Annotated in this window: 10 protein-coding genes; 6 read left to right on the forward strand and 4 right to left on the reverse strand. The window is 39.2% G+C overall.

The window, feature by feature from the left end; all coding sequences use genetic code 11:
- Nucleotides 1–231: 231 nt before the first annotated feature.
- Complete coding sequence (locus BLR27_RS02715) at nt 232–1536, reverse strand: MFS transporter (RefSeq protein WP_176767589.1); 1305 nt, start codon at nt 1534–1536, stop codon at nt 232–234.
- Nucleotides 1537–1787: 251 nt separating this feature from the next.
- On the opposite strand from BLR27_RS02715, the gene BLR27_RS02720 reads away from it, so the two are divergent.
- Nucleotides 1788–2084 (forward strand): Dabb family protein, encoded by a 297-nt coding sequence (locus BLR27_RS02720; protein ID WP_090699399.1) that lies wholly within the window; start codon nt 1788–1790, stop codon nt 2082–2084.
- Between the two features lie 408 nt (nt 2085–2492).
- On the opposite strand, the gene BLR27_RS02725 is transcribed toward BLR27_RS02720, so the two are convergent.
- Nucleotides 2493–4940, reverse strand: a complete 2448-nt coding sequence (locus tag BLR27_RS02725) for a TonB-dependent receptor domain-containing protein (protein WP_245704408.1) — start codon at nt 4938–4940, stop codon at nt 2493–2495.
- Nucleotides 4941–5314: 374 nt separating this feature from the next.
- On the opposite strand from BLR27_RS02725, the gene BLR27_RS02730 reads away from it, so the two are divergent.
- The 3 genes from BLR27_RS02730 to BLR27_RS02740 are packed head-to-tail and all read left to right on the forward strand — an operon-like array spanning nt 5315 to nt 12634.
- On the forward strand, nt 5315–6928 hold the full coding sequence (locus BLR27_RS02730) for an SUMF1/EgtB/PvdO family nonheme iron enzyme (protein WP_090699408.1): 1614 nt from the start codon (nt 5315–5317) through the stop codon (nt 6926–6928).
- 8 nt (nt 6929–6936) lie between these two features.
- The gene (locus BLR27_RS02735; RefSeq protein WP_090699413.1) at nt 6937–11898 is read left to right on the forward strand and encodes a T9SS type A sorting domain-containing protein; all 4962 of its coding nucleotides are present in this window, start codon (nt 6937–6939) and stop codon (nt 11896–11898) included.
- 49 nt (nt 11899–11947) lie between these two features.
- The gene (locus tag BLR27_RS02740; RefSeq protein ID WP_090699416.1) at nt 11948–12634 is read left to right on the forward strand and encodes a hypothetical protein; all 687 of its coding nucleotides are present in this window, start codon (nt 11948–11950) and stop codon (nt 12632–12634) included.
- 88 nt (nt 12635–12722) lie between these two features.
- Here the strand turns inward: BLR27_RS02740 and BLR27_RS02745 are convergent, their stop codons facing one another.
- Nucleotides 12723–13658: an alpha/beta hydrolase gene (locus tag BLR27_RS02745; RefSeq protein ID WP_090699418.1), complete on the reverse strand. Its 936-nt coding sequence runs from the start codon at nt 13656–13658 to the stop codon at nt 12723–12725.
- Entirely contained in the window at nt 13655–14209 is a 555-nt protein-coding gene (locus tag BLR27_RS02750; protein WP_090699422.1) for a hypothetical protein, read from the reverse strand. Before BLR27_RS02750 ends, BLR27_RS02745 begins: the two co-directional genes overlap by 4 nt.
- Before the next feature lie 338 nt (nt 14210–14547).
- On the opposite strand from BLR27_RS02750, the gene BLR27_RS18450 reads away from it, so the two are divergent.
- Together BLR27_RS18450 and BLR27_RS18455 are read left to right on the forward strand one after the other, a co-directional pair.
- The gene (locus BLR27_RS18450) at nt 14548–14697 is read left to right on the forward strand and encodes a hypothetical protein (protein WP_176767590.1); all 150 of its coding nucleotides are present in this window, start codon (nt 14548–14550) and stop codon (nt 14695–14697) included.
- Between the two features lie 130 nt (nt 14698–14827).
- Complete coding sequence (locus BLR27_RS18455) at nt 14828–14977, forward strand: hypothetical protein (RefSeq protein ID WP_176767591.1); 150 nt, start codon at nt 14828–14830, stop codon at nt 14975–14977.
- Nucleotides 14978–15089 lie beyond the last annotated feature (112 nt).

The raw sequence follows: 15089 nt of genomic DNA on the forward strand, positions 1-15089 counted from the left end.
AAGTCTTGGAAAACTAGAAATGACGAAAGTTCACCCTGCCTTTTATTTAAACGTTATTCACAAAGATTTTAGTTTATTAACACCCCCCGGACCCCCCATTTCAACAATAGTAATAGCTAATAAATATTCTTTCATTGACCAAAGGAAATGACGATAAGTGGCAGACAGCAAATCATTCTTCCCTTCATTTGCTCATTTGCTGATTTCCTAAACCCGATAGCTATCGGGTCCCTACCCCTCCTTCTCCAACAGCGAAGTCTCCCTGGTATCCCTCATCCCAACATACACCAGCAGCGATAAAAATATACACCCGCTGATATACCAGTAAAAATAGGACTCATGGCCAATATCTTTCAGGTATAGCGCCACATACTCGGCTGTTCCGCCAAAGATGGCAACAGTCAGGGCGTATGGCAGACCAACCCCAAGCGCACGTACCTCCGCAGGAAAAAGTTCTGCCTTCACAATCGCATTGATACTGGTATAACCGCTGACAATGAACAATCCTGCAAGGAGCAGAAAAAAAGCAGTGTACTGCGAGGTGGTATGGCTCAGGGCAGTCAGAAGCGGGACGGTACAGATAGTTCCCAATACTCCAAAGCTGATCAGCAAAGGCCGGCGACCGATACGATCTGAAAGCGCACCAAAAACGGGTTGTATGAGAGCAAATATGAGCATGCTGATAAAGGAGATCAGGGTAGATTCGGCCTTACTAAGGTTGACCGTATTGACCAGAAACTTTTGCATATAGGTGGTGTAGGTATAAAAGGCAAGGGTTCCGCCAAGGGTTAAACCGACCACCGTCATCAATGCTTTGGGATGTTTTAACAGCTCCCTGATCGTGCCTTTACGCTCATCAGACATGTTTTTATGGGTTTCGAAAGCCTTCGTCTCATACAAAGTACTTCGCAAGTAAAGCGCAACCAATGAGAGTATGGCACCTATGACAAAAGGGATACGCCAGCCCCATTCATGCAGTTCCGCATCTGTAAGCACCTTCTGAAGAATAAGCTGAATACCAAGGGCGAATAATTGTCCGCCGATAAGAGTAACATACTGAAAACTGGAATAAAAACCGCGCCGGTTCTTGCTTGCCATTTCACTCAGATAAGTAGCCGACACACCATATTCACCGCCAACACTGAGTCCCTGAAGTAAACGTGCCAAAAGCAGCACCAGAGGAGCAATGATACCAATTGCCTGATAGGTTGGAATAAATGCGATGAGCAGGGAGCCAAACGACATAAGTAGTACAGAAAGGGTCATGCTCTGCTTGCGGCCAACTTTATCAGCTATCCTTCCGAAGATCCATCCCCCAATGGGGCGCATCAAAAATCCAAGCGCAAAGATGCCGGCAGTATTGAGAAGCTGTGCAGTTTTATTGCCTTCCGGGAAGAAGGAAGCGGAAAAATAAAGTGCAAATGCAGAATAGGCATACCAGTCGTACCACTCCACCAAATTTCCTATTGATCCTCCAAATATGGCTTTGAGTCTGCGACTGGAAATTTTCTCCGGACTTAATGAGTTTGTTTGCAAGCTGATTTATTTTTTATAATAATAGGGGTTTATTTGGGAAAATAGAGAATGTGATTATAGTTTAAGCACACGCGAAACGCGTGCGCCAGCAAAGAAAATAGAGAATGTGAGTAGAGTACATGCACACGCGAAAAGCGTGCACTAGCAAACGATTAAGAACGCGTGCGCCAGCGAAGCTAAAACTCTCTTATTTCATATTCCGGGAACAGCTTTCAGGTACATTATTATATTTGCAGGAAACAATTAAATATATGATAGCTCACCACGTTTTATTCTGGCTAAAAGCCGATACCACCGACGAACAAAAGATCGCATTCCAAAAAAGTCTGAGTACTCTTGAAAAAATAGAAGTCGTAAAGTTTTTTCATCTTGGAACACCCGCACCAATTGAGCGTGCAGTAGTTGACACCACTTATACATTCAGTTTATTTCTGGCTTTTGACGATCTGGCTGCCCATGATGTATATCAGGTACACCCTTTACATAAAGCATTTTTAGAAGAGTTTAGAGTTTTCTTCGATAAAGTGATCATTTACGACGCACAATAGATCTACCAAACAATTCATACAAAAAAGAGGCCCTTAAAAATTAAAGGCCTCTTTTTTGTATAAATGGGTCAATCTGAGGTTATTGGTCTACCAAAAACCTTTTGAACGTAATGGTATTTTTTTGGCGCGAATAAGAGTTTAAACTTGTGCCAAAATCACTAAAAAAACCACCCCCCTTCAGCGCTTAAACCAACACTCCCCCCGCCAGCGGTGGACAGCATGACGGATAAAAATTGCATTCAATATTGGAATTTTTAGTTTAAGGCAAAATCCCTAGGCACCCAGTGTCCACCGCTGGCGGGGGAATAAAAGGGGGTGGTTCTTTCCGGGATAATAAAAAAAGACTTTATGTCCTGGAGAGGTCCTCAACATTTTATGAGCCTCTTCTTTTTTAGTATTTATTGGGATTTAAAACTCCTTTTCTCCGAACTCACTTCCCGGCAGCTTTAATTTTTTAGTCAGCTTATTCAGGTTAAAACTCAGGTTGATCATAAACACATCCACCTCATAAATGTAATTAGTGGTTGTGTAAAAATCAGGAGCTGAAGTAGTTATGCGCTGTTCATTGCTCTTAAGCAAACCCATATCCATATTTTGCCATTGCAGCAAAGCGGTAAGCCTGCCATCCATGAATGTTTTCTTCAATGAAGTGTTTGGAGATAAAAACCTGGAATCTTCACCCTGTACCGTTGGCCTTGCAGAAAGATAATTTACATTCCCCTGAACACTAAAGTCGGAGCTCAGCTGGAAATTTACATTTGCGTTGATCGAATTTACCCAGGCTGAATTTTTCTGCGGGTTTGGATAGTTAAGGATCAAACCGCTTACTGAACTTCTGTAAACATTTGTGCCAAAATAGAGCTGAGCCCATTTCGCGGGACTATAATTCACACCCAATTCAAGTCCCAGACGGCTTGCCTTATCTGCATTGGTATAAACACGATTCAAAATGGTATCAGCATACACACTGTTCACTCGTTGTATGGGATTTTTTATATCCTGATAATAAATAGTCGAAAAGACCGATCCGCTGCTGAAGTTTTTGGTGATCCCTGCTTCCGCCAGATAGATAAATTCAGGCAATAGATTCGCATCACCTCTCTCCAGAGTTTCCGAATGTTCTCTTTCCGGAATAGGGTTCAGTTCAAAATTGTTCGTCCGCTGAACCCTCCTGCTCAGTCCTGCCTTTGCTTTCCAGCTGTTCTCAAAACTGTATAGAACACTCGCAGATGGGAATAGATTATTCAGTTCCAGCAGATATTCATTCCTGCCTGCAGAAGCCACACTCAAATCCCGTTTTGAATATTCATACCTCAATCCTGTGACATATTCCAGCTTATTAGCTTTCCCAGAGTACTGACCGTAAACAGAATGAATATGATTACTTGCCTTTACATTCCCAGAAAATGCCTGGTCAATTACAAAGTTTGTATTTCCCTTATTCTTTACAGAATATATAAAGTCGCCATCCTGCTGATCCAGACGATACTGGTATCCGGTTTCAAGCTTCCCCTTTCCAAGGGTCAGTGTATGGTCTGCCTTAATTCTGAATCCTGTCAGCGGATTTTTATACGTACTCAAGGTGTTCTGAACGGTATCTCTTTGCTCAATATTTCTGTTTTTTGTCGACCCTTCAAGAGCCACATGCTCTACCAGAGCCGAAATATTTAAAACCGATTTCTTGCTGTAAGAATGGGTATAATCAAAATTACCCAGGAGGAAATTCCCCTGTTTATTTTGAGTGTTCGCGTTAAAATAATTGCTTCGCCCAATTACTTGACCAGTAGCCAGCACTGTATTTACATTCGTATAATTTATGTCGGCAACCCTGTCCTGAAATTTATGTCCGGCAAAGAAACCGGCAGAAAATTGATCTTTAGCAGTCGGACTGAAGGTTACATTGAATCTTCCCCCATAATTGTACTTGTCAAAACTGCGCTCCCCCATAGAAGGAAAGCTTGTTTTTTTATTCCCGATAATGGTGAATACATCGCCATCACGGTATCCGGCATTATCATTTCTTAAATAGTTGGCACCGACAGACAGGTCCCATTTATCTTTCTTGTAGTTATAGGTGAGATCTGCCCCATAACGCTGCTGGTTTTCCGCATTACCATAGTCATCAATTGAGGGTAATCCTCCCTGTACATTCGCAATAAATGCGGTGCTGTTATCCGCTCCTTTTTTAGTTGTAATATTAATAATTCCACCCTTGCCGTCCGGATCATACCGTGCTGAAGGTGCGGTGATCAGCTCAATGTTTTCAATTGAATTAGCAGGCAGCTGACTTAAGATCGTTGCTGCATCGGTAAGTACCGGCTTCCCGTTGATCAAAACCAGAAATCCCTTTGATCCTCTCAGCGATATTTCACCCTGACCATCAACCGTAACAGAAGGCATATTTTTGATCACATCTACTGCGGTACCACCTTTGGCGGACTCAAACTGCTCGGCTTTATAAACCTGTTTGTCGATCTTATTCAAGCTCTGCAATTGCTGACCAGTTACCTTCACTTCAGATAAAAAACGCTGATTGACAGTTAGTTCTAATCGGCCCAAATTTAATTTCTGACCGGCAGACAAAGAAATGGAAGCAGATTTAAAGGAATTGTACCCCACAAACTGAACCTTGATAAAATAGGATCCGGACTGTAACTTATCGAATTTAAACTTCCCATTTGCATCAGCAACCTGACCGGTTACCAGGCTTGAATCAGCCAATTTAAACAGAGATACACTTGCGAATTCTAAAGGAGTATTTGCTGACTGATCAAAAGTTATCCCTTCAATAGAGGCATTTTGGGCAAATAATCGGGATGAGATAAAAAATAAAAGCAGAAACAGGCTTTTCTTCATAAAAAATAGATGCATTAAGAATATAAGCCACAAGAATAGCGGTTTAATGTTAATTAATCCGCTATTCTATGAGAAATACCTGTAACGATTTCAGTATGGATTCGATCATTTATTCCGCACATTTCGAAAATTTGTAAGCATTACAACTCATTATTTTAACTATTATGAACAGGAATTACCTAATTAACCTGGACAATAAAATTAATCTAACTCTATAAATACTGGGATTTTGAGAACTAGGGGACAAAAATGAAGTATCCTTAAAAAGGTTACAGCATACATATTATTAGCAATAACTTTGATGTAAACTACCCTTAAAAAAAACACCTGAAATCAGAGTATTTCAATACATTTAGAAAGTTAATTTTCAAATTATGCAAAAATATGTGAGAAGTATTTTTTTGTTCTTATTACTGATTGCTTGTGGGCAAACAACCTTTGCCAATAATATCAGAATTAAAAAATTATCCCTAACCGACACACTTAAAACAACTAAGGATGTAAAAATAAAGTTTGACTTATCCTGGGAAAATTCATGGAGAGATGATATCAATTGGGATGCTGCATGGATCACAGCGAAGGTAAAAAGAGCTAATGGCTCCTGGAAGCATATCAAATTTCAGACTACTGGAAATTCAATTGATGGTAACCCGCAAACCGCTAAAATCGTGGTACCTCCAGATAGAATGGGAGCCTTTATTTACCGATCTGGAAAAGGAACTGGCAATATAGACCTAAGCGGTATAAAGCTTGCATGGAACTATGGAATAGATTCAGTTGCAAATATTGACAGTGCCGAAATAAGGTTTTTTGCAACAGAAATGGTTTATGTACCTCAGGGAAGTTTCGCCTTTGGAGATTCATATACACCTACAAAAGATATTTATTCACAGGCCTCAGCCGACCGGTTAGTACCTTCCATTTTTAAGAATTTCATTGCGGCTGACACTTCAAAGTTTGGGAGAAATACCGCTATGTTTTCCATTATCTCAGATAAAACTACTCCTAAATTAACTGTAGCTTCTACAAATTCAAGCCCTTATAATACTGGTGACCAGATAATAATAGATGGTATTTATCTCAATGGAACAAAGGGGATAGGAATTACCAATACAGAGCCTTTTAAATATTCCGGTTTCCCGATTGGATATAAAGCATTTTACGCAATGAAATATGAGGTTAGCCAGGGGCAGTACACTGATTTTTTAAATACAACAAAGGTGACTATTACGCCAGGCAGTCCACCAGGAATGACAAGCAATTTATTTCCATTACCTAACTCCCCTAGTCAGCCACTTGTTCGATTTTCAATAGAAAAACAAGGTGAAACTTACATTGTTTCAAGACCTGACCGTGCGATGGATCATACAACTTCTAACCAGGTATTTGCATTTGCAAACTGGAGTTCTTTAAGGCCAATGACTGAACTTGAGTTTGAAAAAGCAGCAAGAGGGCCTTTGGCACCCACATATAATGATCGTGCAAATGGACAAAGCCCACAAGGGAATATGCCTCCAATGGGCAATAATGATCTGCTAATAAATGTATTAAAACTCAATGGAGCAGAAAATGGAACTGAAGCACCAACCACATCCGATTCTACCAAATTCTTAGCATATAATGGTAGCACAATAGAGGGCGGTGATGGAGGTTCTGGATCTTACCGGGTAGGAGTATTTGCTACCAGTTCATCCAGCAGGAGAAGTTCCGGGGCAAGCTATTATGGAATCATGGGACTCAGCGATAATGTATCTGAACTCGTTATTACATTAAACACTGAAAACTCGCGTTCATTTAAAGATGTTAACGGCATAGGTGAAAACAGCCTGACTGGCTATCCAATTCTAAGCCACTGGTTCAGTTCAAACTTTTTTGATAGCTGGTCATCGGCAAACAACAAAAATAGTTGGTCGGGTATTTCAGGAAGAGCTAATGGAAGCCAAAATGGAGGATTTAGGTTAGTCCGTTCAGCTCCATCAGATAATTAACAGATCCATTGAAACATCTGATATTATTTCTAATTACAGGCCTGCTTACCCAGTTTGCCTTTGCCCAGGACGCTCTGCTCCTCAAAGCTCCGGCTAATGGACAGGTAATTTCAGGTGGAGATTATTTTAATATCAGCTGGGAAAGCAGTAATGTCGACAATATAAAGATCGAATACTCTTTAGATGGAGGATTATCATGGGGCACAGTTATCAATTCTTACCCTTCCTCCGCTTCAAAATACTCATGGCTTGTTCCTGCAAAACCAACAACAAAAGGAAAGATACGGATCTCTGATATCGAAAACAGTAGTATTGCCAGTGTTAACCCAGGAAATTTTATTATTTCCGAACCGGAATTAAAACTGGATGCAGATAGTTCAGCGACATTAGTTAAAGGAAATGCCTTCAGGTTTGGATGGAAAAGCCAAACCGTTGAAAAGGTAAATATGTATTATTCAACTAACGGAGGTACTAACTATACCCTGATTCGGAAAGGATATCCGGCTTTAGCAGGATCATATACCTGGATTGTTCCAGAAATTAATGTCAACACCATTAGATTAAAAATTGAGTCTTCTGATAGTTCAACAGTTTCAAGCACCTTAAATGCGTCCATTATTACAAACCCTGTATCTTCAAACAGGAAGTTTCTGGGAGGAAGCTTTGATGGCCATAGTGCAGTTTCTAATAGTACTCCAAAGCTCAGTTTGATTTTTCCTTCAGGAAATGAAACATTTGCCTCATCATCCCTTCAAACTCTGAAATGGGACTCAAATAATATTGAATATATTAAAATTGAATTTTCTGCAGATAATGGAATAAGCTGGTTGACAATAAATGATGCCTACCCGGCATACGCGAAAAAACTGGATTGGAGAGTACCTTCCAACAACATAACTAATACTGGAATTATTAGAGTCTCTTCTGTTGAAGATCCGGTTTTGAAATCATCAAATACCATTCCGTTCAAAATTCCGCTAAAAAGCATTGCACTTGAAAATCCTTTGGAAACCTATTATGTCAAAGAACAACCAATCCAGATCTCATGGGTTAATAATGGAGTAGATTTTTTATCAATAAAATACCGTACTAACAAAGGAACACCCTGGAAAGCCATAACTAACTCTGTATCAGCTTTAATGCTGAATTACATTTGGATCCCACCATCAACATTAACTACAGATTCGCTTGAATTTAAAATAAGCTCAACTGACAATTCAGTGAAGGATTCATCCAGGTCTGTCTTAAGTATAAGGGCAGCAGTTAATTCATTTTCGAAATTTAAAGGTGGCTCATATGATGGTTTTAGTCAGGCATCAAATTTAAAGGCAAGCATCCAAATTATAAATCCTGCTGCAGGAACAAAGTTAAATGGACTTTCAAACACCCTAATTACCTGGAAATCTGAAAATATTGAAGATATCAATATTCATTTTTCAAAGAATAATGGCCAGTCCTGGACTCTGATCAATAATAATTATTCTGCCAATGCCCAAAAATATACCTGGGAAATCCCTGGTACACCTACCGTTGCAGGTCTTATAAAAATAAGCTCAGCTAGTGATTCCACAATTAAAAGTATAAGCGGAATCTTTGAAATTAGTGATGGTTTTATCAAGCTTACATCAGATGCAAGCACTAATGGGGATGTCAACAGCATTATTCCTATTTCATGGACATACTCAGGCATTTCTAAGTTGAATATTTATTTCAGACAACAAACCGCCTCAAGCTGGACCAGAATTATCAATAACTATCAGGCAGCAGCAGAATCTTACTTATTTATCAATAAACAGGAATTATCGGGCTTATTTGATATAAAAGTAGCCAGTGCTGAGGACCCTTTAATTAAAGACTCTATTGCGATTAATTTTGATAAAAGATTAAATGTGGGATCTACTTCTAAATTTAAAGGAGGCAGTTACGATGGTCATGCTTCCAGAAGTAATATCTCAAAAATATTGGTTACCAAGCCTCAGGCTGGTGAAGTGCTGGTAGCCGGCACTAAATACCTTATTACCTGGAGTACTGTTAATGTTTCCGATTCAGTCAAAATTGAATACACAACAGATAATGGGAAGACATGGAAAACCATAAGTGTTGCAGTTGATTCAAAATCAGGCAGTTATCAATGGACAGTGCCGGGCAGTGCTACCGAAAAGTCCGGACAAAAACAACCGAAGCAAGGTAGTATTTTCAGCGTAAGTGAATTTACTAATGAATGTAAAATAAGAATTTCAGAAACCGGATCACAGGATGATGTAGTAGGTCTTTCGAATAATACATTTACCATTTCCAGTACAGGCTCCAGTGCTGCAACACAAACAATCACGTTCAATGAAATAACCGATAAAACCTTTGGGGCTATTCCATTTGCCATTACTGCTACCGCAAGTTCAGGCCTGCCTGTCACTTTTTCAATTGTCTCCGGTCCTGCAACCATTTCCGGAAATACGATCACACTGACTGGAACTGGAACAGTTGTAGTGAAAGCATTACAGGCTGGAAATGTCAACTATAAAGAGATAAGTGCTGAACGGACCTTTAAGGTACTGCAAGGAACACAAACACTCATTTTCAATGAAATAGCGGATAAAACCTTTGGGGCTAATCCTTTTACCATTATTGCAACTGCAAGTTCTGGTCTGCCTGTCACTTTTTCAATTGTCTCTGGTCCTGCTAGCATCTCCGGAAATACGATCTCACTAACTGGAGCTGGAACGGTAGTGGTGAAAGCATTACAGGCTGAAAATACCATTTTTAATCAAGTAAGTATAGAGCGGACTTTTAAAGTGCTACCTGCAACACAAACACTCACTTTCAATGAAATAGCGGATAAAACCTTTGGTGCTAATCCTTTTACCATTACTGCTACCGCAAGTTCAGGCCAGCCTGTCACTTTTTCAATTGTCTCTGGTCCTGCAAGCATCTCCGGAAATACGATCACACTGACTGGAGCTGGAACAGTTGTAGTGAAAGCATTACAGCCTGGAAATGTCAACTATAAAGAGATAAGTGCTGAACGGACCTTTAGAGTACTGCAAGGAACACAAACACTCATTTTCAATGAAATAACGGATAAAACCTTTGGGGCTAATCCTTTTACTATTACTGCTACCGCAAGTTCAGGCCAGCCTGTCACTTTTTCAATTGTCTCTGGTCCTGCAAGCATCTCCGGAAATACGATCACACTGACTGGAGCTGGAACAGTTGTAGTGAAAGCATTACAGGCTGGAAATGTCAACTATAAAGAGATAAGTGCTGAACGGACCTTTAGAGTACTGCAAGGAACACAAACACTCACTTTCAATGAAATAGCGGATAAAACCTTTGGTGCTAATCCTTTTACCATTACTGCTACTGCAAGTTCAGGCCAGCCTGTCACTTTTTCAATTATCTCAGGACCTGCAACTATTTCCGGAAATACGATTACACTGACAGGAGCTGGAACTGTTGCGGTTAAAGCGGTTCAGGCTGGAAATATCAGTTTTAATCAAGTTAGTTTAGAACGAACCTTTAAAGTGCTGCCTGCAACACAAACACTCACTTTCAATGAAATAACGGAAAGGGCTTTGGGGGCTATTCCATTTACCATTACTGCTACCGCAAGCTCTGGTCTACCTGTCACTTTTTCAATTGTCTCCGGCCCTGCAACAATTTCCGGAAATACGATTACACTGACTGGAGCTGGAACGGTTATAGTGAGGGCGGTTCAGGCTGGGAATATCAACAATCAAGAGGTAAGTACTGAGCGGACCTTTAAGGTACTGCAAGGGACACAAACACTCACTTTCAATGAAATAGCGGATAAAACCTTTGGGGCTAATCCTTTTACCGTTACTGCTACCGCAAGCTCTGGTCTGCCTGTCACTTTTTCAATTGTCACAGGTCCTGCAAACATCTCCGGAAATACGATTACACTGACTGGAGCTGGAACAGTTGTAGTAAAAGCATTACAGGCTGGAAATGTCAACTATAAAGAGGTAAGTACTGAACGGACCTTTAGAGTACTGCAAGGAACACAAACACTCATTTTCAATGAAATAGCGGATAAAACCTTTGGGGCTATTCCTTTTACTATTATTGCTACCTCAAGTTCAGGCCTGCCTGTCACTTTTTCAATTGTCTCTGGCCCTGCAAGCATTTCCGGAAATACGATTACGTTAACTGGAGCTGGAACGGTAGTAGTGAAGGCGGTTCAGGCTGGAAATGTAAATTATCAATCTGCTCAGGAATTGAAAACGTTTAGGGTTAGTGATATGCCAGTTAATAATTTTATGGTTCGAACAATTAGCTCCACATGCGTTTCAAGCGACAATGGTAAAATTGAAATCAAGGCTGAAAAAAGACTAAACTATACTGCTTCCGTAACAGGACAGGGTTTGAATAAAACATACCCTTTTACAGATTCTATAGGAATAACAAATCTGAAACCGGGAAATTATACTATTTGTATCACCGTTGAAGGAAAAAAAGATTACAAGCAATGTTATGAGCTTATTATTACAGAACCGAAAGAACTGAAGGCATATATTTCAATAGACCGAAATACAAATTTTATTAACCTAACTCTAAGTGGCAGTACTTCCTATATGATTGAATTAAATGGGAAAGAATATAAAACAAGGCAATCTTACATTAGTTTTCCTCTGGAAAATGGCAGTAATAATATAAAAATCTCAACTGATATCCCATGCCAGGGGGTTATCACTCAAAAAATTCAAGGATTTTCTGAATCGTTGATTTATCCAAGTCCATTTAAGGATATACTGAAAATTGACCTAAGAGAAATATTATCTAACACTCAAATTGTAATAACAAACACTGCTGGGAAAACAGTTTATTCAGCTTTTAGCAAAAAAAATGGAGGCATTTTAGAAATTGACCTGACACACCTCATTCCCGGTGCTTATTATGTAAGGCTGTCTACAAATGATTTTGTCATAACCAATAAAGTACTCAAACAATAGTCAGTTTTAATAGTCTGGTGATTTAAACCTTTCAATTAATTATTAACAAATGAAATTAAAAAACTTCATAATTATCCTGTTTTTTATCATTGGTGTAGGATGTCAGAAAGGTGAAAAAGCTAGCCCACAACCAGAAAAAGCAATTCTGACATTCCCTATTGACAATACAATATGCTTAGAAGGTAACATAATTTCCAATACCGAAAGCTCGATTAATTTTACCTGGAACTCATCCAATAACACTGATGCTTATGAATTTTCTTTAAAAAATCTGATAACCGGGGTCAGCTTAATCAAGCTAGTCAACACAACTAATATTGAAGTTTCATTATTAAGAAATACACCATATTCCTGGTTTGTTTCCTCCATTAGCACAAAGAATGCATTTATTGCAAAAAGTGATACCTGGAAATTCTATAACTCTGGACCTGGATCAATCTCATACAGCCCCTTCCCGGCAGAAATTATTGCACCAAAAAAGGAAGAAAGTGTACAACCAATTTCTGGAAACATTAATCTTGAATGGAAAGGCAGTGACGTAGATGGAGACATCATTAATTATGACATATATTTTGGCAGTTCATTAATACCTCCAATTTTCATTAGCAAAACAACTTATACTACACTAAAGGATGTGCCTGTGAAAGAGAATATAACCTATTACTGGAAAGTAATAACAAGAGATTCCAAAGGCAACCTTTCTGATTCAGGCTTATATCAATTTGTGGTTAAGTAAGTGAGGTAAATGCAATTAATTCTTATTGATTTTTACAATTCTAAATTCTGTCAGCACTCTATACCGCATTCATTAAAGCCCAACCCCATCACTTAATAAGCACATATGCCATCTCAGAAAATGCCTTTGTTTGATTGGCTATATCACTGCTTGCAGGGGTGTTCTCCCTATGGTTTAACCTGGTAAAAACATGCAGTTTTGAGGGTATCATCGCGATTTCAGGGGCGTTACCGGTACTGCTAACAATCCCCTTATGGATTAAAACAGCACTGGCCGCATCAGCAACATCATCATTATCTGATTTATAAACTTTCAGAGTAGTGCCAACAGGCAAAGTAACCCCCTTTTGCAGATCAATTCTAACTTCATTGATTATATCCCGCAATTGCTGCAGCGTTTCATAGGGACGATAGTGGTAATAATACTTCTCTTCTCCTGCAGTATTGTCCACTTTAGTATATCCGATGATCGGGCCCAGTACACCAACTAATGTCAGTGTTTTATTCGCCGGAATGATGATCGGGTCGATCAGAAAAACATGCCTGGGCTTGATATGAGAATCGAAATAACCCTCTGCCAGTAATTTCAAAATCAGTGTGCTACCGGTTGAAGATCCTGCGAAGCTTATATTGGTATAGCCGGCCTTTTCCAGCTTTTCAAATTCCGTAACGATCGGCTCCCGCCAGTCGCGCCAAGTAGAGTTTTTGAATGATTGATAATCACGTCCATGGCCCCCAAGCAGGACCTGCGAAATTGAAAAATCTGTTCTTGATCCTTTCCAGGTACGAAATTCATCCCATTCAAATGTGGTGGCACCATAACCATGTATGGCAATGATCACCGGACTGACAGCCTGAGCAGGTGTTGGAGCCGGGACAGAGGCAGAAACCAGGTATTTCTCTGGCTGGTAGATCGACTGATCAAAATAAAGACCGCTATCGAGCATGGAACTATCAATTTCAGGCTCTTTATTACAGGAAATAAGCATCAATATGCTGAGAGTAAACAGGATAAATTTCTTCATTTTGATTTTCGTTTAGCTAAATTCCAGAAGATACTTGTCTGATAAAAAACAGGATATAAGGTCCCCGCACCCTTTGCTCCACTTCCTGTGATGGCATTATAACCTAAGGAAAGATTAAGTCTTAACGGACTTTTAAAAGAATAGGCCAGACCAGCATCCAGGGAAGCGATGGCAGAAGTATTTGTTAAGCTTTTAAAAACATCAGACTCATAATCAGCTATAAAATAACCCAGATTGGCTCTAACGAATGGCTTGAGCGGCTTTTTGGGTCGAAACATCCATGAACCGGAGAGTAAAAAATTGTCTTGTTTTATTGCATTTGAACCGATCGCCGACCCCAGGCGACTGCTCAGGTAAGTGGCGCCAAGTGTGATACGCTTTGTGAGATGATACTGTCCGCTGATCCCATTCTCATAATAAAGATCGACTGTTTTCTGAAGGCGAAATCCCGCTTCAAATGTATGAACCTGCCCAAAGGAGAACTGGCACACCAACTGAAGTACTATGATCAATCCTAAAGCTTTCAGAATACCTGGTTTATAATTCATCATATGTTAATTTATTAGCCTTTACAAATGAGGAAAAGACACTATGAGAAAAGACTGAATTTTAAAAATTGCCCTTCAATACAACTGGGCATTTCTTGAAGGTAAAGTAAATTAACATAAAATCTGTTTTTTTGTTTGGGAGGATTTTCCCGGCTCCATGATGGTTTTTTGCACAATTCTAAATGTGGATGGATTGGGCGTTGGATCCAAAGGAACCAACCCTGCATAGAATAATTTTTATAATGATTTTTAAAATAATCTTTATTTTATTTCTTGAAAAAATAAATAATTAACTCTCTTTATATTTAGCCGACAATGTTAATTTTAAAAACAAATAAAGGATGGGGAAGAAAATAAAAGCAGCATCAAAAAATATTCCTGACAATGAAAATTTAGTCTCAAAATTAAGTTCAGCAGCCGGAAAATTGCCAAAGAAAAAAAATGGCAGCGAACCAAAAACCTATGGGAAAAGTGGGAAAATAGGTGGTTAATAACGCTATACAGGTATTTTTAAGAATTTACGAATCTTAAACACATTCTTCTATGATAGAATTTAATTGCAATTATTTCTTGAGCCCTGCGATCTTTAAACAAAGGAATAAATCATAAACCCCACTTTACATGGAAAAGAAACAGAAAACAGAATCGAAAAGCATTACAGCCAAAGATAATCACTCCTCTAAATTAAGTTCATCAGCCGGAAAATTGCAGAAGAAAAAAAATGGCAGTGAACCAAAAATATATGGTACTAGTGGAGGAAAAGGCGGTTAATCATTCCTTTCTGAAATTTTGAGCATGTGTTGCATTAAACATAAATGATTGAAACCAGATCATCGCCTTTTCTGCAGAATTTTTCAACAGTTATTTTAACACGGGCTCCTCT

The sequence above is a fragment of the Daejeonella rubra genome, assembly GCF_900103545.1.
Lineage (GTDB): Bacteria > Bacteroidota > Bacteroidia > Sphingobacteriales > Sphingobacteriaceae > Daejeonella > Daejeonella rubra.